21 protein-coding genes are annotated in these 19798 nt (G+C 50.1%); all 21 read right to left on the reverse strand.

The window, feature by feature from the left end:
* Positions 1-4 precede the first annotated feature (4 nt).
* Positions 5-1066, reverse strand: a complete 1062-nt coding sequence (locus tag ACN08Z_RS01885) for a FecCD family ABC transporter permease (RefSeq protein ID WP_419102931.1) — start codon at positions 1064-1066, stop codon at positions 5-7.
* Positions 1063-2076 carry a FecCD family ABC transporter permease gene (locus tag ACN08Z_RS01890; protein WP_419102932.1) on the reverse strand — a complete coding sequence of 338 codons (1014 nt, stop codon included), beginning with the start codon at positions 2074-2076 and terminating at the stop codon, positions 1063-1065. Before ACN08Z_RS01890 ends, ACN08Z_RS01885 begins: the two co-directional genes overlap by 4 nt.
* A 26-nt stretch (positions 2077-2102) precedes the next feature.
* Complete coding sequence (locus tag ACN08Z_RS01895; RefSeq protein WP_419102933.1) at positions 2103-3143, reverse strand: plasmid partitioning protein; 1041 nt, start codon at positions 3141-3143, stop codon at positions 2103-2105.
* A gap of 34 nt (positions 3144-3177) precedes the next feature.
* Positions 3178-5508 (reverse strand): hypothetical protein, encoded by a 2331-nt coding sequence (locus tag ACN08Z_RS01900; RefSeq protein WP_419102934.1) that lies wholly within the window; start codon positions 5506-5508, stop codon positions 3178-3180.
* A gap of 63 nt (positions 5509-5571) precedes the next feature.
* Positions 5572-6579 (reverse strand): ABC transporter substrate-binding protein, encoded by a 1008-nt coding sequence (locus ACN08Z_RS01905; RefSeq protein ID WP_419102935.1) that lies wholly within the window; start codon positions 6577-6579, stop codon positions 5572-5574.
* A 292-nt stretch (positions 6580-6871) separates the two neighbouring features.
* Positions 6872-7144, reverse strand: coding sequence for a 30S ribosomal protein S17 (rpsQ, locus tag ACN08Z_RS01910; protein WP_419100874.1), 273 nt, complete (start codon positions 7142-7144; stop codon positions 6872-6874).
* Positions 7141-7383, reverse strand: a complete 243-nt coding sequence (gene rpmC / locus ACN08Z_RS01915) for a 50S ribosomal protein L29 (RefSeq protein WP_419100875.1) — start codon at positions 7381-7383, stop codon at positions 7141-7143. The genes rpsQ and rpmC overlap by 4 nt, the downstream gene beginning before the upstream one ends.
* A 5-nt stretch (positions 7384-7388) precedes the next feature.
* Entirely contained in the window at positions 7389-7805 is a 417-nt protein-coding gene (gene rplP, locus ACN08Z_RS01920) for a 50S ribosomal protein L16 (protein WP_204877182.1), read from the reverse strand.
* Complete coding sequence (gene rpsC / locus ACN08Z_RS01925; protein ID WP_419102936.1) at positions 7806-8606, reverse strand: 30S ribosomal protein S3; 801 nt, start codon at positions 8604-8606, stop codon at positions 7806-7808.
* Complete coding sequence (rplV, locus tag ACN08Z_RS01930; protein WP_419100877.1) at positions 8607-8972, reverse strand: 50S ribosomal protein L22; 366 nt, start codon at positions 8970-8972, stop codon at positions 8607-8609.
* 61 nt (positions 8973-9033) lie between these two features.
* Positions 9034-9315, reverse strand: coding sequence for a 30S ribosomal protein S19 (rpsS, locus tag ACN08Z_RS01935; RefSeq protein ID WP_419100878.1), 282 nt, complete (start codon positions 9313-9315; stop codon positions 9034-9036).
* 12 nt (positions 9316-9327) lie between these two features.
* Positions 9328-10164, reverse strand: a complete 837-nt coding sequence (rplB, locus tag ACN08Z_RS01940) for a 50S ribosomal protein L2 (protein WP_419100879.1) — start codon at positions 10162-10164, stop codon at positions 9328-9330.
* A 39-nt stretch (positions 10165-10203) separates the two neighbouring features.
* Positions 10204-10509, reverse strand: coding sequence for a 50S ribosomal protein L23 (rplW, locus tag ACN08Z_RS01945; protein WP_419100880.1), 306 nt, complete (start codon positions 10507-10509; stop codon positions 10204-10206).
* A complete protein-coding gene (gene rplD / locus ACN08Z_RS01950; protein WP_419100881.1) occupies positions 10509-11132 on the reverse strand; it encodes a 50S ribosomal protein L4 in 624 nt (207 codons plus the stop codon). The genes rplW and rplD overlap by 1 nt, the downstream gene beginning before the upstream one ends.
* Before the next feature lie 5 nt (positions 11133-11137).
* Positions 11138-11794 carry a 50S ribosomal protein L3 gene (gene rplC, locus ACN08Z_RS01955; RefSeq protein ID WP_419100882.1) on the reverse strand — a complete coding sequence of 219 codons (657 nt, stop codon included), beginning with the start codon at positions 11792-11794 and terminating at the stop codon, positions 11138-11140.
* Between the two features lie 16 nt (positions 11795-11810).
* The gene (rpsJ, locus tag ACN08Z_RS01960) at positions 11811-12119 is read right to left on the reverse strand and encodes a 30S ribosomal protein S10 (RefSeq protein ID WP_068169589.1); all 309 of its coding nucleotides are present in this window, start codon (positions 12117-12119) and stop codon (positions 11811-11813) included.
* A 511-nt stretch (positions 12120-12630) separates the two neighbouring features.
* Positions 12631-13821 carry an elongation factor Tu gene (gene tuf / locus ACN08Z_RS01965; protein WP_419100883.1) on the reverse strand — a complete coding sequence of 397 codons (1191 nt, stop codon included), beginning with the start codon at positions 13819-13821 and terminating at the stop codon, positions 12631-12633.
* Positions 13822-14010: 189 nt separating this feature from the next.
* Positions 14011-16125, reverse strand: a complete 2115-nt coding sequence (gene fusA, locus ACN08Z_RS01970) for an elongation factor G (RefSeq protein ID WP_419100884.1) — start codon at positions 16123-16125, stop codon at positions 14011-14013.
* Positions 16126-16200: 75 nt separating this feature from the next.
* Positions 16201-16671 (reverse strand): 30S ribosomal protein S7, encoded by a 471-nt coding sequence (gene rpsG, locus ACN08Z_RS01975; RefSeq protein ID WP_419100885.1) that lies wholly within the window; start codon positions 16669-16671, stop codon positions 16201-16203.
* The gene (rpsL, locus tag ACN08Z_RS01980; protein ID WP_004005292.1) at positions 16671-17045 is read right to left on the reverse strand and encodes a 30S ribosomal protein S12; all 375 of its coding nucleotides are present in this window, start codon (positions 17043-17045) and stop codon (positions 16671-16673) included. The genes rpsG and rpsL overlap by 1 nt, the downstream gene beginning before the upstream one ends.
* 525 nt (positions 17046-17570) lie before the next feature.
* Positions 17571-19652 (reverse strand): neutral/alkaline non-lysosomal ceramidase N-terminal domain-containing protein, encoded by a 2082-nt coding sequence (locus ACN08Z_RS01985; RefSeq protein ID WP_419102937.1) that lies wholly within the window; start codon positions 19650-19652, stop codon positions 17571-17573.
* Positions 19653-19798: the final 146 nt, after the last annotated feature.

Raw genomic sequence — 19798 nt, forward strand, 5'->3', positions numbered from 1 at the left:
ATTCTTATTTCTTCCGTTCCGTTGCAATGAGGTAGATAAGGTAAAGTCCGCCAAGAGCTCCTGTCACAATGCCCACTTGTAGCGTCATATTGAAGGCGTATTGTCCGATAAGGTCAGAGCCAAGAACTAGAGTAGAACCGGTCAGCCCTGCCGCGAAAAGTGTTCGCTTCTTAGCAATTTTTTGTGCAATATGCGGTGCACTTAGAGCCACAAAAGCTAGTGGACCGGTCACAGACGTAGCTAAGGATACGAGAATCACTCCGACAAAAAGGGCAAGAACTCGAATGGTAGAAACATTCACCCCTAATCCGGATGCCACGTTATCGCCGTAGTTCAAAATGTCTAAAGGGAGAGCAAGTAGGAGCAAGAATGGTACGAGTACGGTAAAGAACACTGCAAGAAAAATGATTTTATTCCAGTTCATAGTGTTCAATGATCCGGCAAGCCATGATGCTGCAGTTTGAGCTTGAGTGAGAGAGGCTCGTACTACCAGCAAAGAATTCACCGCCGAAAGAGTTGCCCCAAGACCCAAGCCGATAAGTACAAGGCGGAACCCTCTTAAACCCGTATGGCGTGTTAAGAACCAGACAGCCAGTGATGTTCCGAAACCTCCTAAAACAGCGCCCACCGCAATTTCTAGTGGTGTGGCGTTACCTAGGATAATGGTGATAAGGGCACCCGTAGCTGCCCCGTTGGTGAAACCGATGATGTCTGGAGAGCCGAGAGAATTTCCTGATATGCCTTGAAAGATTGCTCCAGAAATTCCTAGTGCAGCGCCGACGATGAGGGCAGCGATAATACGTGGAGCACGTACTTCAGTCACAAAATATATGCCGAGTCTGTTACCTTCACCGTAAAAAGCTTGAAGAACTTGTAACGGGCTCAGATGATAATCTCCTTGAAGCATGGCCCAAAAGCTCATGGCAATAATCAGTAATGACAGTGTTAGACAGTAGACCAATACGCGACAGGTTATTTGCCAAGAAACTAAGCCAGCAGAAAGACTGAGAACTTTTTGACCAGCAAGGTTGTCGTGAATTCGCAAGGGTTTTGACACATTTTTCATAGTGCATCGACCTTCCTGCGTGACATCAACACAATAAATAGTGGTGCGCCCACAAGTGTGGCGATAATTCCTACTTGGGTTTCTTGAGGAGCAATGATGATGCGTGCAATAACATCTGCTAGTAAGAGCCAGAGTGGGCCAACAAGAGCTGAACCGCTAGTCACCCATCGGACGTCATTACCTAACACATAACGAACAATAAAAGGTACTGCTAGTCCGACAAAAGAAATCGGCCCGATAGCGGCTGTTGCAGATCCGGCTAGTAAGGTTACCGCCAGAAGCGATAAAAACTGTGTTCTTCTCACATGAACGCCCAATGCTATAGCAGCTTCTTCTCCAAGTGATAGAGCATGTATGGCGGGAGTAACGACGAAGGCAAGTATGAGGCCTACCCCAATAACGGGGGCAACAGCATACACAATAGACATATCTCTAGCTTCTAAAGATCCGGCTACCCAGAAACGAAACTCGTTAAATGCGTCTTGATTGCTAAGAATAAGTGCTTGGTTTAAGGCGCTTAATGCAGCAGAGATAGCAACACCGGCTAAAGCTAAACGCACAATAGAATGGCTTGTCCCTTGGCCTAGAAAATACACTGCTACAGCTGCGATGCTAGCACCGATGAAAGAGGCGATGAGGTAGTGACCGATGCTGAGCACTCCCCAAAAAATCACCGATAATACAACGGTTACCGATGCACCAGCGTTGATTCCCAATAGGCCAGGCTCGGCAAGGGGGTTACGGGTGAGAGATTGCATGAGTGACCCAGAGACCGCTAAAGCTGCGCCACAAAGAATTGCTAGAAGAGTGCGAGGGATACGCTGTTCCCAAATAATTTTTTCTTCAATGCCAGAAGAGTGGCCGGTCAAGGCTGACCAGATATCGTGCAAGGTGAGTGAATGCGAGCCGAAGAGAATAGAGAGCACTATTCCAATACAGCTTAATACTACGAATAGTATAATCCAACGGATACGTTGCGTATACCGTACGGTCTGGGCAGGAGAACTCACCGGCCACCCTTTCAGCAAGAGATATTTTATGCTTCGTTACGACGTTTGAAGACAATAACTCCAGCAGCAATCAAAGCTGCAAGGAATGCTCCAATACCAATCCAAGGGACACTATTTCCAGATTCTTCAGTTACTTTAGAAGAGTTCTCTTGTGCTACTGCATCAGTAGTTGCAGAAGGTGTTGCCGAAGATGCTGAGGGCTTTGCTGAAGAAGAAGCAGATGAACTAGCAGAAGGACTAGATGAGGCAGGTTTTTTGTCCTTGTTTTCAGAAGCAGCCATGAGTTTGTCATATTCTTCGCGAGAAATAACGTTTCCGTCTGCATCAGTGTAGACAATTTCTTCTTCAACATTTTCGTTGCTATCAGAGGAGGCATTATTGTGCTGATGGCCAGAATGTTCTCCAGAAGAATTCTTCTCGTCAGAATGGTGCTCGGAACTTCCGTTATTGGATGAGCCAGAAGTATTGTTACCAGAGTTTTTCTGTTGAGTATTCTGGTCAGTCTGGTTCTGTGTGGAGTGATCTGCAGAGCTGTTGTTCTGGTCATCACGCTGGTTTACTTGGTCAGGAGTCAAGCTGATGACGGTGCCTCCTGCAGAGTTTTCATTCACTCCAACAACGGTGAAGATGGGAGACTGATTAGAGTATCCTTTGGTTCCTTGCTGTTCTCCTGAGGCATTACGAATTACTTCGGTTGCCAAGAAACGTAAGGTGTGTTCTCCTTCTTCGAGGTCACGAGGAAGTAAGAAGGAACCACGAACATTTCCGTTTCCGTCGCTCTTTTGCTGATGAACAACACACGCACCTTGAGCGGCGTCACGAGGGCACGCAGCACCGTCATCAACTTTTACACGTACTTGTTCATTGGCGGGGAATCCGCTCACGGTAAAAGATACGGTATCGCCGGCTCGTACCGTTGTCGGAGATACGGTGGAGCTTGTTCCCGGTGTGTTTGGTGACGCTCCCCCTGGAGGGAGCGCATAGGCGGTGCTCATCCCTGTGATGAGGGCGAGAACGCTTAGCAGTGCTAGGAAGAATGTTTTTAGTGGGGAGAAAAGTTTCATCATTAGATGCCATCTACTTTCACAGTATTATGCGGAGTTAGCGTAAGGGCTTTTTACGAGGAATAGCGACTGCGCCAAGAAGCACAATGCCAGCACCAATTAGGAGCAAGTTATTGACAGAAGCAGTGTTATCCCAGAAGGATTTTTCTACCCCAGTGGCTTCAGTTGAGGCGATAGCAGGTGACGAGTGAGGAGCTGGCGAGGCCGGAGCAGATGCTTTTTTCGTGGGTGAGGGAGCTGCCACGGTCTTCTTGCGAGCATCTTCTCGCTGATTTTTTTGCGCTTGTGCAGTTTTTTCTGCTTGTGCAGCTTGTGCCAGTGAAGCGGCGCGAACAATACGCGTCACTTTCTTCGGTGGTGCCACAGCAATTGTTTCGTAGGAATTTGGTACGGGAGAATAAACAGGCGCTGATGCGTTATTGTACGTAGCTCGAGATAAAGAGGACGTTGCGGCACCAGTATGATGCTGGGTGGAAGAACCTTCGGTAGCTGGTACAGTACCGTTTTTAGTGTTCTCGCCACCAGTAGCAGAATCATGATGTTCTGGGTTCATCGGCATGTGTGGGTGTTCTGTGGCAGGTGTTTGAGCAGAATTCTTTTGCTCGTTTGTGGTGTACTCCAGTCCTGCCCAGCCAAGAAGCTGGCCGAAGGTAGCTTGTTCACCGTCTTGAACCACCATTTTGTAGTGTCCGGAAGGTAGACCTTCTTCTAAGGTGTATTCCATGGTTCGGTTGTCGTCTAATTGAACCCATCCACTAGACCATGTTGCGCGAGAAGAACCGTCAATATAGGGAGTAACATGAACCCACTGTCGTGGTTGTGCATGAGGAACATGAACGGTCACTTTTCTTTGAGATTCTTTGACGGTAACCTCGTTCTGCGTTTGAGCGGTTAGCTCACTATCAGAGAGGACATCTGGCATGGTCGTTGGTGAATATGCACCGACAATGAAGTCAAGGACACCAGGACCACCGTAGGAAACATTGATGTCTCCTGCTTTAAGAGAACCTGACAGTAGACGCAATGAGTGTGCACCTTCAGTAAGTGCCGGTGAGCTATCTGAACCGTCTGCTTTCGGAAGTTGAATATGTGCGTCAATTTCTCCGGTTGTGGGGTTTGCGTCCACGATCGTCCAAATAGTTTTGTTGGAATGTACGGAGGTATCTAGACGTGAGATAGCGGCATCATCAATTTTGATAGCTAGTCGTGCTGCTCCTGCACCGTTTTCGTTACACCATCCTTTTCCTAGGAGGTGTAATGTTCCTCCTGGTGCGACAGTGTCCTTTTCAAAATGTGCGCTTGGTTTAGTTTCGGAAGAAACACATTTTTCGGTGGGTTCTTCTTTTTGGGGTGGTTGTGCAGCTATACCGTTGACAGGAATTGGTTGAGATTTTGCTGAACGACGAGTATCGCCAGGGGCAAAACGACCTGAGAGCGCTTGAACGGCGAGGTATTGACCGGTAGAACCATTTTTTAAGGCTTCAGGTACGTCAAAGGTAATGTCGAAAGAGCCGTCTGGTTTGACAAGAGAGATACCTTTTTCTTCGTTGACCTGTTGTGCATCTGGCATTACTAGCATCCATGCGGTGTGGTCATTACCGAGGTCAAATAGTCCTAAGGATCCTAAGTATTGTGCTTGTGCAGAGTTATCGGGGCGTTCGTAGAAGGTTCCATCGCTGCTGGACTCCAATTTTAGAACTACGACAGATCCTTCAGCTCCATTTTCTTTAAGCCAGCCTGTTCCTGTGATGCGCATTTTTTCGCCAGTTGTATAGGGACGAATATTAAGTTGAGCGTCCCCGACCTGAAGGTGTGTCCATGAGGACTGGTCTTCGGTGTCTTGAGGCGCATAAGCAACAGTGAAATCTACCATCGCGTTGCCGGGGACGTCTTGTGCTCCGAGAGAGCCTACGAGTGCGGTGAGGTTATGTGTCGTTCCTTCTGCCCAATCGGCTTCATTTACCGTGCTATTTGCCGGTGAAGGTAGGGGAACTTTTGCTTCAAAGCTGCCGTCTTCTTCAGCTACTACAACAAAGTTAACTGTTTTGTTAGGGATTTTTTGGCCGGTGAGAGGGTGTACAACAGGTTCTAAATTATTGACACCTCCAGCATCGAATTTTAGGGCAACAACAGCACCGCGGCCTTCTGCTGCTGAGATGAACCCACTACCAATAACGGTAATTTTGCCCTCAGCGTCTGCAGTAGAGCTCACAGAGAGTGTCTTTGTTGCTGGTGTTTCTTGGGCGATAGCGGTATTTCCGGAGAGGGAGTAGGTTGGGGCAATCGCCGGAGCGCCAACTAACGCAGCGGCCAAGGCGGCTACTGCTGTATAACGAGTGACCTTAGTCAATGAAGAGTTAGTTTGCATGAGGTACGTCCATCAAAGGTAGTGGGTTTGAAAATTGTTGATAGAGGATAGTGTTATGGGGTTTTATAAGAGAGATTTTTTGACGTCTTCGACGATGCCTCGCATCAGTAGCGGGCCTCCAGTAGATGTCCATTGGGAGCCGTCCACGAGGATAATGTTGTTCTCGCGGTACGCGCGAAGGTCGGTAAACCCTGAGGTCTGTTCTGCCCGTTTGAGAGCTTCCTTCGCTCCTTCAAGATCTGCGGTGGAGTCTGAGTGTGGGTTCTCTTGACTAGCCCCACCGAGAGTTCCAAGGAACATATAGTCAGCATCGATGCGTGCCATGTTCTCTAGGGAGACTGGTTCTGAGTGCCCGCGTCCTAGCATGTCTTGGTCGTGAGGGCGTTTGAGTCCTAAAGATTCTAGGGCTTGTCCTGCCGGAAGTTCTTTGAGGATGAGGGAGGGTCCACTCCCCTGCCATCGGACGATAGAGAAAGTTTTATCAGCGTAACGGTCTTTAAGTTCTGCGGCAGTCTGCGCTACGTAAGTATCGTAGTCTTCGATATATTTCTTTCCTTCGGGAACTTTGTTGACAGCGTTGCAGACATTTTCAAAGTTAGTTTTCCAGGGGCCTCCGGCATAACCGCAGAAGACTACCGGCGCGATTTGTCGCAAAATCTCGAGAATGTCTGGCCTGTTGTTAATGCTGGTTCCGTCGGCAAGGATGAGGTCGGGTGATGCGTTGCCGATAGCCTCGTAGTTGAGCTCGGAGACTGAACCTAGTAGCTCAATGTCGGAGGCTTTTTCGTAGAGGTAATGGGGGACGGTGGATTGTCCGCGGCCTGCGACGGTTCCGATAGGTTTTAGTCCAAGCGCTAAGATGGCATCTAGTGTAGGTTCAGAGAGGGTGATAATGCGTTGTGGATTGAGAGGGACCTCAACTTCGAGCCCTTCAACGTCGGTGACAGTGCGTGTTTCTGAGGAGTTTTGGGTTGTGCTGGGGTCTTCTTTAGAAGAAGATCCACAGGCACTCAACAATAGTGCTGAGACTCCTGCTGTTCCTAAGAAAAAACGCCGGTTGATTGAAGTCATTGTTCCGCCCCATAGTTGGCCATAACCAATATATAAACAAAGCCTAACCTTATCTTTAAATAAGGCTAAGACACAAAGGTTTTTAGCCTATTTCGTAATATTTTTCTGACCTTATTGGGTAACTCTGCGGGTACGGGCTATTATTCTCAGCGTTCCTTATATATACGTTCAGATATATCTCAGCTCAACGTGGTTTAGAGCTTTTTACAGGTGGTTAAACGAAAGAGTCCTCTCTTCCAGTTTCCTGGAAGAGAGGACTCTTCGTATGTTCGCAGAGAACTATCTGAAAAAACTATTTAGCTTTTTCGATAATCTCGACAACGCGCCAACGCTTGGTAGCGGAGAGCGGACGAGTCTCTGCCAAAAGAACGAGGTCACCAATACCAGCAGAGTTCTGCTCGTCGTGTGCCTTGATCTTTGAGTTACGGCTCATAACTTTGCCATATAGCGCGTGCTTTACGCGATCTTGGACCTCTACAACTACGGTCTTGTCCATTTTGTCGGACACTACGTAGCCGCGGCGGGTCTTGCGGTAGCCGCGCTCTTCGTTCATTACTTCACTCACTTGGCTTCACCTTCGGTTGCGGGACGAATACCGAGTTCACGCTCACGCAACACGGTGTAAATACGTGCAATATCGCGCTTTACGGAACGGATACGACCGGGATTTTCAAGCTGACCGGTGGCTGCCTGGAAACGGAGGTTGAACAGTTCCTCCTTCGACTTGCGCAGCTCTTCTACGAGAGCCTCATCTGAGAGCTCAACGAGCTTGTCGATGCTGAGATCTTTTGATCCAACTGCCATTTCGCTTACTCACCACCTTCACGACGCACGACACGTGCCTTCATCGGGAGCTTGTGGATTGCGAGGCGCATAGCTTCGCGAGCCACTTCTTCGGACACACCGGAGAGTTCAAACATGACTCGACCGGGTTTTACGTTTGCGACCCACCACTCGGGTGAACCTTTACCGGAACCCATACGGGTTTCAGCAGGTTTCTTGGTCAAGGGACGGTCAGGATAGATGTTAATCCATACTTTACCGCCACGCTTGATGTGACGAGTCATTGCGATACGTGCAGCTTCAATCTGACGGTTGGTTACGTATGCAGGAGTTAGTGCCTGAATACCCCACTCACCAAAAGTAACTTCGGTACCGCCTTTGGCCATACCAGTACGCTTGGGATGGTGCTGCTTACGATATTTTACTCGACGGGGAATAAGCATTTATGCCTCACCGTTTTCTGCAGTCTTGGCTTCGGTGTTCACCGAAGCGTTGTCGTTGCGACGTTCGCGACGAGGTCCGCGGTTGCCACCACGACGACGGTCGTTACCACGACGGTCGCCACGGCCACGCTGTGCGGAAGCCTGCTGAGCAGCAAGTTCCTTGTCGGTCAGATCGCCCTTGTAGATCCAAACCTTCACGCCGATACGGCCGAAAGTGGTCTTTGCTTCGAAGAAACCGTAGTCGATGTTCGCACGAAGGGTGTGCAATGGCACGCGACCTTCACGGTAGAACTCGGAACGGGACATTTCAGCACCGCCAAGACGGCCGGAGCACTGGATACGGATACCCTTTGCGCCTGCACGCTGTGCGGACTGAATTGCTTTCTTCATTGCACGGCGGAATGCCACGCGAGAGGTGAGCTGTTCTGCGATGCTCTGAGAAACAAGCTGAGCAGAAAGTTCAGGCTGAGCAACCTCAAGGATGTTGAGCTGAATCTGCTTGTTCGTTAGTTTCTCAAGCTCACCGCGAATACGGTCAGCTTCTGCACCACGGCGACCAATCAAGATACCTGGACGTGCAGTGTGGATGTCCACACGAACACGATCACGGGTGCGCTCGATTTCTACCTTTGCGATACCTGCGCGCTCCAAATCTTTAGCGAGGAGCTCGCGAATTTTGACGTCTTCACGGACGAAGTCCTTGTAGCGTTCGCCTTCCTTGTTGGAGTCTGCGAACCACTTGGAGACGTGTCCGGTGGTGATGCCAAGTCGGAAACCGTTGGGGTTAATTTTCTGACCCATTTATCGGTCCTCCTCCTTCTCCGGGGTTGCTACAACCACGGTGATGTGGCTGGTGCGCTTGTTGATGCGGAATGCACGGCCCTGTGCTCGCGGCTGGAACCGCTTCATCGTAGGACCTTCGTCAACAAATGCTTCGCTGATGAAAAGCTCTTCTTCCTTGAAAGGAAGTCCCGCAGCAGTTGCTTTGGAACGAGCATTTGCCATAGCAGATGCAACAATCTTGTAAACCGGTTCTGAAGCGCCCTGAGGAGCGAACTTCAGAATTGCCAGAGCCTCTTCCGCTTGCTTACCACGGATCAGGTTGACGACTCGGCGTGCCTTCATAGGCGTGACGCGTACATAGCGCGCTGATGCCTTAGATTCCATTGCCTATCTTTCTTTCGTCTATTGCCGAAAGGAAAACGTATCTAATATCGGATATCCGATATTAGCGACGCTTACCCTTACGGTCGTCCTTCACGTGGCCACGGAAAGTGCGGGTCGGTGCAAACTCGCCGAGTTTGTGTCCGACCATTGACTCAGTGATGAACACGGGTACGTGCTTGCGTCCGTCGTGCACTGCGATGGTATGTCCGAGCATGTCGGGAATAATCATCGAGCGGCGGGACCAAGTCTTAATAATATTCTTGGTGCCCTTCTCGTTCTGAGCTGCAACCTTTACATAAAGGTGCTGATCAACGAAAGGGCCCTTCTTCAAACTACGAGGCATGTGTCAGGCTCCTTAGCGCTTCTTGCCAGTACGACGGCGACGAACAATGAGCTTGTCGCTTTCCTTGTTAGGTCGACGGGTACGACCTTCGGGTTTACCGTTCGGGTTAACCGGGTGACGACCACCTGAGGTTTTACCTTCACCACCACCATGTGGGTGATCAACAGGGTTCATAACAACACCACGAACGGTTGGGCGGATGCCCTTCCAACGGTTGCGGCCTGCTTTACCCCAGTTGATGTTGGACTGTTCAGCGTTGCCGACAGAACCAACAGTTGCACGGCAGCGAACGTCTACGTTGCGAATTTCGCCGGAAGGAAGACGCAACTGAGCGTAGCGACCTTCTTTAGCAACGAGCTGGATGGAAGCGCCAGCAGAGCGACCCATCTTTGCTCCGCCGCCGGGGCGAAGTTCAACAGCGTGAATAACGGTACCCACAGGAATGTTGCGTAGTGGCAAGTTGTTACCGGGCTTGATGTCCGCAGACGGACCGGATTCAACGATGTCGCCCTGCTGCAAACGGTTAGGAGCAACGATGTAACGCTTTGTACCATCAACATAGTGAAGCAATGCGATGCGTGCGGTACGGTTTGGATCGTACTCGATGTGTGCAACGCGTGCGTTAACACCATCTTTGTCGTGACGACGGAAGTCGATCAAACGGTACTGACGCTTGTGTCCACCGCCCTTGTGGCGAGTGGTGATACGACCGGTGTTGTTACGGCCGCCTTTTTTAGGAAGCGGACGAACCAGGGATTTTTCCGGGGTTGAGCGGGTGATTTCGGAGAAATCGGAAACGCTCGAGCCACGGCGACCAGGTGTCGTCGGCTTGTGTTTACGAATACCCATTTAGTATTTCTTTCCTTCGCTAAAGTGGTCTCCGCAGGACTATGCCTGCGGACCGCCGAAGAGGTCGATTGAGCCTTCTTTGAGGGTTACAATCGCACGCTTGGTGTTCTTACGAGTACCCCAGCCAAAGCGAGTGCGCTTGCGCTTGCCTTGACGGTTAGCGGTGTTTACGGAAGCAACCTTGACACCGAAGATTTCTTCGATAGCCTGCTTGATTTCCAGTTTGTTGGAGCTAGGAGCAACAACGAAGGTGTATTTACCTTCATCGAGCTGGCCGTAGCTTTTTTCCGACACGACGGGAGCGATAATCACGTCGCGAGGATCTTTGAAAGTAGAGACGCTCATTATTTAGCGGCCTCCTTCTTAGCCTTAGAAGCAACTGCGACGAAAATGTCGAACGCATCCTTGGTGAAAACTACGTCATCAGAGATGAGAACATCGTAGGTGTTCAGCTGGTCTGCATAGAGGACGTGAGTGTTCTGAAGGTTACGTGCTGACAGTGCTACAAGATCTTCTTTGCGGTCAATCACCAAAAGAACGTTCTTACGGCTGGTGATGCTTGCAAGAGATGCCTTGATTGCCTGAGTTGAAGGCTTGGTGCCTTCAACGAGGTTCTCTACAACGTGTACGCGGTCGTGACGAGCGCGATCGGAGAGAGCACCGCGCAAAGCAGCTGCAATCATTTTCTTGGGGGTACGCTGCGCATAGTTGCGAGGGGTTGGGCCGTGTACGACGCCACCACCGGTCATATGCGGTGCACGGATGGAGCCCTGACGTGCTCGGCCGGTACCTTTTTGTTTGAAAGGTTTACGACCTGCGCCGGAAACTTCGCCGCGGTTCTTAGTTTTGTGAGTACCTTGGCGTGCTGCAGCAAGCTGAGCTACAACGACCTGGTGAAGCAGAGGAACAGATGCCTGTGCGTCGAAGAGGTCTGCCGGTAGGTCTACCTTGACAGTTTTGACAGCCATTGTAATTAGGCTCCCTTCACAGCGGTGCGAACCAAAACAACGCCACCCTTAGGACCAGGGATTGCACCCTTAATCAAAAGTACGTTGTTTTCGACGTCTACACCCTGGATAGTCAGGTTCAAAGTGGTGTGGCGTGCTGCGCCCATACGGCCAGCCATGCGCATACCTTTGAACACGCGTGCGGGGTATGATGCACCACCGATAGAACCGGGCTTACGGTGGTTCTTGTGCTGACCGTGAGACGCGCCAACACCCTTGAAGCCGTGACGCTTCATAACACCTGCGAAGCCCTTGCCCTTGGTCTTGCCAACGACATCGACTTTCTGACCTTCTGCGAAGAGGTCCACGGTCAATTCCTGACCTAGGGAGTACTCTGCAGCATCAGAAGTGCGGATTTCAACTAGGTGGCGGCGAGGGGTTACGCCTGCTTTCTCAAAGTGACCAGCTAGAGGCTTGGTAACTTTACGAGAATCAATTGCACCGAAACCAATCTGAATAGCCTGGTAGCCATCAGTTTCTTGATTACGTAACTGGGTGACAACGTTGGAGTCAGCCTTAACTACGGTAACAGGCACAAATTTGCCGTTTTCGTCCCAGATCTGAGTCATGCCGAGTTTGGTACCCAGCAAGCCTTTCACCTGGCGCTCGAATGTGTTAGTCATGATTAGATGCGATCCTCTACAGCTTGATTTCGATGTTCACGTCTGCCGGAAGGTCAAGACGCATGAGGGCATCAACAGCCTTAGGGGTCGGATCAACAACGTCGATCAGACGCTTGTGCGTGCGCATTTCGAAATGCTCGCGGCTGTCCTTATACTTGTGAGGCGAACGAATAACGCAGTAAACGTTCTTTTCGGTCGGAAGTGGTACTGGACCTACTACCGTCGCGCCTGCACGCGTAACTGTCTCAACGATTTTCCGTGCTGAAGAATCAATGACCTCGTGGTCGTAAGACTTCAGACGGATGCGGATTTTCTGTCCCGCCATCTGTCGGACTCTCTTTCTTGAAGTACTTCCCTGTAACGGGGCGGTCGCCCCTTTTTCTGGCACTTGAGGTAAAGAAAAATATTTTTCTTTCGTGCCGCCTGAATCGAGCTGAATCCTAAAGGGTGTTAGGGTTCCTCAACTCGACCAAGCACCGACCCCCGAACTCGGGCGTGTCGCCTAAATGAGGACAGACAACGGCCTAAGCCTTCGGAACCGGGTCATATTTGGTCTTATCTTCGTTTGCTCCTCCGCAAAATAACCACCCTATTAAGGCATATTTTGCAAAGAAACGACAGATAAGCGCTTGAACAACGTTTACTATTCTCGCAGAGAATAAAAGCATAAGCAACCCCAATACCTAAAAGTGCCGAGTTTCACATGCAAATTCTCTGGGTAGAATAAAGAGGCATAAAACAGGGCCCCTCAATAAAACTACTGAGGGGCCCTGCCGAGCCATCATCGACAGCTCAAAGTTGAAGTTCTAAAACTTCTGATTGACGCTCAAAGATTATTACTTGAGAATCTTGGTAACACGACCGGAACCAACGGTACGTCCACCTTCACGAATAGCGAAGCCGAGGCCTTCTTCCATCGCGATTTCCTGGATGAGCTCAACGGTCATCTCGGTGTTGTCGCCAGGCATAACCATTTCGGTACCCTCAGGAAGAGTGATAACGCCGGTTACGTCAGTGGTACGGAAGTAGAACTGAGGACGGTAGTTGGAGTAGAACGGGTTGTGACGTCCACCCTCATCCTTGGAAAGGATGTAGACGTTTGCCTCGAACTGAGTGTGAGGGGTGATGGAGCCGGGAGCTACAACAACCTGACCACGCTCTACGTCGTCGCGCTTGAGACCGCGAAGAAGTAGACCACAGTTCTCGCCTGCCCATGCTTCGTCGAGCTGCTTGTGGAACATCTCGATACCGGTAACGGTGGTCTTCTGGATGGGGCGGATACCAACAATCTCAACCTCAGAGTTGATGTTGAGGGTACCACGCTCTGCACGACCGGTTACAACGGTACCGCGACCGGTAATAGTGAAGACGTCCTCAATAGGCATGAGGAAGGGCTTGTCGGTTTCACGAACGGGGTCCGGAATGTAGTTGTCAACTGCATCCATGAGTTCTTCGATCTTCGCAACCCATTCAGCGTCGCCTTCAAGAGCCTTGAGAGCAGAAACGCGGATAACAGGAGCGTCGTCGCCGTCGAATTCCTGGGAAGAAAGCAAATCGCGAACTTCCATTTCGACGAGGTCAAGAAGCTCTTCGTCTTCAACCATGTCGGACTTGTTCAATGCAACAAGAAGGGTAGGTACGCCAACCTGGCGAGCAAGAAGAACGTGCTCGCGGGTCTGAGCCATAGGACCATCGGTAGCAGCAACCACGAGGATTGCGCCGTCCATCTGAGCAGCACCGGTGATCATGTTCTTGACATAGTCAGCGTGGCCGGGAGCGTCAACGTGTGCGTAGTGACGCTTCTCGGTCTGGTACTCGATGTGAGCAATGTTAATGGTAATACCGCGCTGACGCTCTTCAGGAGCGGAGTCGATCATACCGAAGTCGCGCTGCTCGTTAATGTCCGGGTACTTGTCTGCAAGAACCTTGGAGATAGCAGCGGTAAGAGTGGTCTTACCGTGGTCAACGTGACCAATGGTACCAACGTTTACGTGAGGCTTGGAGCGCTCGAACTTAGCCTTAGCCAAGGGTGTTCCTCCTAGAACGATTTTGAAAACATGCACTCGGATATCTCACCGGCGCAATCCGTTAAGAAACGGTCTAGCGTCTACATTAGCGGATTACACCGGTCAGATGAAACCCAGAAGCTGTTTTCAGGGGTATTTTTAGTGAATTTTTCGACTCAATAGTTTAAAGAGCCGGAACTGAGGCAAAAATTATTCGCCGCGGCTCTTCTGAATGATTTCGTCGGCAACAGCCTTCGGAACCTCAGAATAGCTATCGAATGCCATCGAGAACACAGCGCGTCCCTGAGTCTTGGAACGTAGGTCGCCGATGTAACCAAACATTTCGGATAGCGGAACCAATGCATTGACGAGTTTAACGCCAGCTGCATCTTCCATGGACTGAATCTGTCCACGGCGAGAGTTCAAGTCGCCGATAACATCGCCCATGTATTCCTCTGGGGTACGAACTTCAACTGCCATAAGCGGTTCAAGAAGAACAGGGTTAGCGCGCTTAGCGCCTTCCTTGAACACCATAGAACCGGCAATCTTGAAGGCCATTTCAGAGGAGTCAACATCGTGGTATGCACCGTCGATGAGGGTTGCTTTAACACCAACAACAGGGTAACCAGCAAGGATACCAAGCTGCATAGCGTCCTGGATACCAGCGTCAACAGATGGAATGTATTCGCGAGGAACACGACCACCGGTGACGACGTTATCAAACTCGTAAAGCTCTTCAGCGTCAAGAGGAATAGGTTCGAAGGAAACCTGAACCTTAGCGAACTGACCAGAACCACCAGTCTGCTTCTTGTGGGTGTAGTCGACCTTCTCCACAGCTTTCTTGATGGTTTCGCGGTAAGCAACCTGAGGCTTACCGATGTTTGCCTCAACCTTGAATTCACGCTTCATGCGGTCAACCAAGATGTCGAGGTGCAATTCGCCCATACCGCCGATTTCAGTCTGACCGGTTTCATCGTTGAGATTAACGCTGAAGGTGGGGTCTTCTGCTGAAAGCTTCTGAATAGCGGTGGAGAGTTTCTCCTGGTCGCCCTTAGTCTTTGGCTCAATAGCAACAAAGATCACAGGATCAGGGAAGCTCATTGATTCAAGAACGATGGGGTTAGCAGCATCGCAAAGGGTGTCACCAGTGGTGGTGTCCTTCAAACCGATAGCAGCGTAAATGTGTCCTGCCTGAATCTGCTCAACAGGGTTTTCCTTGTTGGAGTGCATCTGGAAGAGCTTACCGATACGCTCTTTACGGCCCTTAGTGGAGTTAAGAACCTGTTCACCCTGAGATGCAGTACCGGAGTACACACGAATGTAAGTGAGCTGACCGTAGAACGGGTGTGCTGCAACCTTGAACGCCAATGCAGAGAAAGGCTCAGAAGAAGATGCTTCACGAGTCATCTCAACTTCTTCATCGTTGAGTTTGTGACCGCGAACAGCAGGCACGTCAAGCGGTGAAGGCAAGTAGTCGATTACAGCGTCAAGCATAGGCTGAACGCCACGGTTCTTGAATGCAGAACCACAAAGAACAGGGTATGCTTCGTTATTCACGGTGAGCTGACGGATACCAGCTTTGAGTTCTTCAAGGGAAAGTTCGCCTTCTTCAAGGTACTTTTCCATTAGTTCTTCGCTGGACTCGGCAACAGCTTCGATGAGCTCTGCACGGTACTGCTCAGCCTTTTCTTGCAAGTCTGCAGGAATTTCCTGAGTTTCGTAAGAAGCACCCATGGTCACATCGCCCTTAGCGTCACCAGGCCAGACATATGCCTTCATGGTGAGCAGGTCGATAACACCGAGGAAGTCGTTCTCAGCACCAATAGGTAGCTGAAGAACCAAAGGACGAGCACCCAAACGCTTGATAATGGTATCTACGGTGAAGTAGAAGTCAGCGCCGAGCTTATCCATCTTGTTCACGAAGCAAATACGGGGAACTTCGTATTTGTCAGCCTGACGCCAAACGGTTTCAGACTGAGGCTCAACACCCTCTTTACCGTCGAACACTGCAACTGCGCCGTCAAGGACGCGCAATGAACGCTCAACCTCAACGGTGAAGTCAACGTGGCCGGGGGTATCGATGATGTTTACCTGGTTGTTCTTCCAGAAGCAGGTAGTAGCTGCGGAAGTAATGGTAATACCGCGTTCTTGTTCCTGAGCCATCCAGTCCATGGTGGATGCGCCATCGTGGGTTTCACCAATCTTGTGGTTAATACCGGTGTAGAACAAGATACGTTCGGTTGTGGTGGTCTTACCGGCGTCAATGTGCGCCATAATACCAATATTGCGGACCTTCTTGAGGTCTGTAAGCACGTCTAGTGCCACTTGAGTCTCCTCTTATGAGATACTCCGAAAGCCTGCCGGAATACACGAAGTATTCTCGACAGGCATTTCAAAGAATTACCAGCGGTAGTGTGCGAAGGCCTTGTTGGATTCGGCCATCTTGTGAGTGTCTTCGCGACGCTTCACAGCGGCACCGAGACCGTTGGATGCGTCCAAGATCTCATTCATTAGACGCTCAGTCATAGTCTTTTCGCGGCGTAGCTTGGAGAAGCCAACCAACCAGCGAAGAGCAAGAGCAGTTGCGCGTCCGGAGCGAACCTCAACAGGAACCTGATAGGTTGCGCCACCAACACGGCGGGAGCGAACCTCCAAGGAGGGCTTGACGTTATCCATAGCCTTTTTCAAGGTTGCTACGGGGTCTGCACCGGTCTTCTGACCTACGCCTTCGAGTGCACCGTAAACAATGCGCTCTGCAACAGACTTTTTGCCGTCCTGAAGAACTTTGTTAATAAGCTGAGTAACCAGCGGGGAACCGTAAACAGGATCGTTTACGAGGGGACGCTTTGGAGCGGGACCCTTACGAGGCATTACTTCTTCTCCTTCTTAGCGCCGTAGCGGGAGCGAGCCTGGCCGCGACCCTTAACACCCTGAGTATCCAGAGCACCACGAACGATCTTGTAACGAACACCGGGGAGGTCCTTCACACGACCACCGCGCACGAGCACGATGGAGTGTTCCTGAAGGTTGTGACCTTCACCGGGAATGTAAGCGGTAACTTCAATACCACCGTTGAGCTTCACACGAGCTACCTTACGGAGTGCAGAGTTAGGCTTCTTCGGGGTGGTGGTGTACACACGGGTGCACACGCCACGCTTCATAGGGTTGCCCTTCAGTGCGGGCGCCTTGGTCTTCACGACCTTGGGAGTCCGGCCCTTACGGACCAGCTGCTGAATTGTAGGCACAATATCTCCTGATTATCGGGTTGGTCTTTCACAACCCTTTCGTCTTTTCACCTCAGTGCAGAGTTCTGCATGATGCATGAGTTATTGAAGCAAATGTACTGAGTATCCTGCGATACACAATAACGGTAACTTAGTTCAGCGCGTGCAACAAAATTTTATCTGGGCATGCGTAAAAATGGCATTTAGGTATCAGATTAAAAAAACTTAAATCAATACCAAAGGACTGTATCCATACTGCCATTAATTCGAAGCCCACATTAGCTCTGCCGTTCAACGCTGGAATGCGCCGATATAAATGCTCCAAACAAGCATTAGAGGCACTGAGGCTAAGTACTTCGTATCAAACTATATCGGCTCTAGAGCCCTTAATCTACCTAGATTCTCGGTAATTCCCTATTGTTTACCCTAAACCTCAGAGATTTACCTCACTTAACCCAGTTAATCCTTAAAACTCAAGGGCCTTGCCAGAAATAAACCAGCAAGGCCCCCACCATATAATGCGATACCCCTCGGATACCTTAGGTCTTAATAGACCCTAAACTCAGAGCTTGTTCCCGTAAACGCAGAAACCTGCCCCCAACCGTTCTTGGAATGTCCATAGTACAAAATACGGTATGTACCAGAAACAGCAGTCGAAGGAACATCCCAGCTAATCGTCACACGAGACTGAGATGCCCAATGACGTTTCCACTGGAAACGAGTATTCGGATCGTTATCGCTTGCAACATATTCCCAAGCACGTCCATTCCAGCGCTGAATCTCAAGATAACTGCCCTGTTTACGTACGCTGTTATTCGGGTGAGCACCAACGAACTCAGCAGAGACACTACCACCACGCCACGTGCTCTGAGGAGCACGCAGTTGCTGCCCGTAGCGCTTACCGGCACCAGGCGTATCGTACAGTACCTTGCCCTTAGAGCTCTTTGCCGCATAAGGAGTCTGAGGCTTATCCCCCAAATCTAAAGACTCCCCACGATGTAAGGCAGAACCTACCTCATGCAGACTCTGACGGAAAGCTGGCGCTTCATAACGACCAAAAATCGTAGAACCGCCCTCATACTGCTGTAAATCATATTCTTCAGGGGTTGTCACATAATGGTTATAAGCATTGGTGTAACCTTGCAAAATAATATGAGACTCATCAACACCAAAAAGCTTTGCCATATCCTGACGATACTGCACGCCAACAGCACCCGTGTATTCTCCTGGCAACCCCAGAACATAGTAGTCACCAAAACGCATCACCTGAACAGGAAGTTTCTCCTGAACGGCGTTAGCTAGACCCACTGCAAGCAAATGGTCCTTAGGGTACTGGCATGCTTTCAAATCAGCAGAGACGTTATAAGCAGCACGGCTCATTGCATAAAAGAATTTATTAGTACCAACGCCCTCACCAAAAATAGGGAGGCCACCGCCGCCGTCTTCCTCAGAACCAGACCCAAAGGACTCCCCTAAAGAAGCACGGCAGGTACGCTCGGCTTTACCGGTTCCAGTATATTGAGCGTCCACCGTCATATTACTAAAGTCAAAGTACTTCACCGCAGAGCCAAGTCCCTGCCCAACAGGTTCTCCTTGGCTCCGAAGCTGATCACGAACAGCGTCAGCCTGTTTAGTACCTTGAATCTTCATGTTCTGGAAAGGATTATCAGTTGGTCCCTTACCAGGGCGAAGCCACGTATTGGGCGAGACATCTCCAGCATTGCTATTGGCAAAAGCTGCAATAAAGCCATCACCTGCACCAGAATAATGGTCAACACCATGATCTTGATTCTCTAAAAGCCACTGGGCATACCCTTTATTGTCAGACGAGATAAGAGTATTAGTGGTCGGCAACGACGTAGGGTGAATAGCAAACCAGTTAATCAGTGCGCGAGTTTTTCCATCACGTTCTAAACGCAACGTAACCGTCGTAGGATCTACCCCATCAATAAGTTTGTCCTGTAATTGCTGGGGGTTGTTACGTAAGGCAACCATAGAACGGTTAACACCAACACCGGTCAGCTGAGAATGAGAAACGGTAAGATTCCCTGGCGCTAAGTCACGGTGTGCCGCGTCAATGGCGTCCATAATGCCTTCAACAGTCGCGTTGAAGGTATCCTCGTGCCACCCGCTCGTCGTGACGTTGTACAAACCATATTTGGTAATACCACCAGGAGTCGCGTGAGTATGATTTGCCGTAATCATAATATTTGACTCACCATAAGCGTCACCATATTGGCGTTGCACACGACGAATCACCTCATCACGCACGCTCTGGAACGCTGAGAGCTGATCTAACACCACCATCAGGTTGCGCTCACCAGTATTACGATCTTGAATCTCAAATGCACGAGCATACGAACGGCTCATCACACCAGAACCAAGCTGATGACCATCACCATAGCCCATGAAACCAACCTCAGCTGGTTCACCCGTAACGTCGCCAACACCAGCACCAATAAGATACGGGCTAGCCGAAAAATTTTGAGACTGATAGTACGGAGAATACCAGTAGCCAGGATGCGCCTGAGCTGGTTCTACTACAGATAAGGACGCACAAGCCAAAGCCGTACCTACAGCCAATGAACACGTGCGACGAAGCCGAGAAACGGCGCGCGAAGATAACACAATAACCCCTAAAAGAAAATTAACGTTAGCGATGTGAGTGAATACTGGCCTACACCTAAGGTCAGCAAGCAATAGTTTAGAGCATCCCCTATGAAAACACTCTGCACAATCTTCAAAAAATTAATACGCCCTCAGCCTTCACAACA

It is taken from the genome of Rothia sp. P7181 (assembly GCF_048513015.1).
In the GTDB taxonomy this organism is placed as follows: Bacteria; Actinomycetota; Actinomycetes; order Actinomycetales; family Micrococcaceae; genus Rothia.

Coding starts and splice junctions, on each gene's coding strand:
- rpsG (WP_419100885.1), bottom strand. CDS start 16,671: ATGCCTCGTAAGGGTCCCGCTCCAAAGCGTCCCCTCGTAAACGATCCT.
- rpsC (WP_419102936.1), bottom strand. CDS start 8,606: ATGGGTCAGAAAATTAACCCCAACGGTTTCCGACTTGGCATCACCACC.
- rplC (WP_419100882.1), bottom strand. CDS start 11,794: ATGACTAACACATTCGAGCGCCAGGTGAAAGGCTTGCTGGGTACCAAA.
- rplV (WP_419100877.1), bottom strand. CDS start 8,972: ATGGAATCTAAGGCATCAGCGCGCTATGTACGCGTCACGCCTATGAAG.
- ACN08Z_RS01895 (WP_419102933.1), bottom strand. CDS start 3,143: ATGATGAAACTTTTCTCCCCACTAAAAACATTCTTCCTAGCACTGCTA.
- rpmC (WP_419100875.1), bottom strand. CDS start 7,383: ATGGCAGTTGGATCAAAAGATCTCAGCATCGACAAGCTCGTTGAGCTC.
- ACN08Z_RS01900 (WP_419102934.1), bottom strand. CDS start 5,508: ATGCAAACTAACTCTTCATTGACTAAGGTCACTCGTTATACAGCAGTA.
- rplW (WP_419100880.1), bottom strand. CDS start 10,509: ATGAGCGTCTCTACTTTCAAAGATCCTCGCGACGTGATTATCGCTCCC.
- rpsJ (WP_068169589.1), bottom strand. CDS start 12,119: ATGGCGGGACAGAAAATCCGCATCCGTCTGAAGTCTTACGACCACGAG.
- rpsS (WP_419100878.1), bottom strand. CDS start 9,315: ATGCCTCGTAGTTTGAAGAAGGGCCCTTTCGTTGATCAGCACCTTTAT.
- ACN08Z_RS01885 (WP_419102931.1), bottom strand. CDS start 1,066: ATGAAAAATGTGTCAAAACCCTTGCGAATTCACGACAACCTTGCTGGT.
- rplD (WP_419100881.1), bottom strand. CDS start 11,132: ATGGCTGTCAAAACTGTCAAGGTAGACCTACCGGCAGACCTCTTCGAC.
- rplB (WP_419100879.1), bottom strand. CDS start 10,164: ATGGGTATTCGTAAACACAAGCCGACGACACCTGGTCGCCGTGGCTCG.
- rplP (WP_204877182.1), bottom strand. CDS start 7,805: ATGCTTATTCCCCGTCGAGTAAAATATCGTAAGCAGCACCATCCCAAG.
- ACN08Z_RS01905 (WP_419102935.1), bottom strand. CDS start 6,579: ATGACTTCAATCAACCGGCGTTTTTTCTTAGGAACAGCAGGAGTCTCA.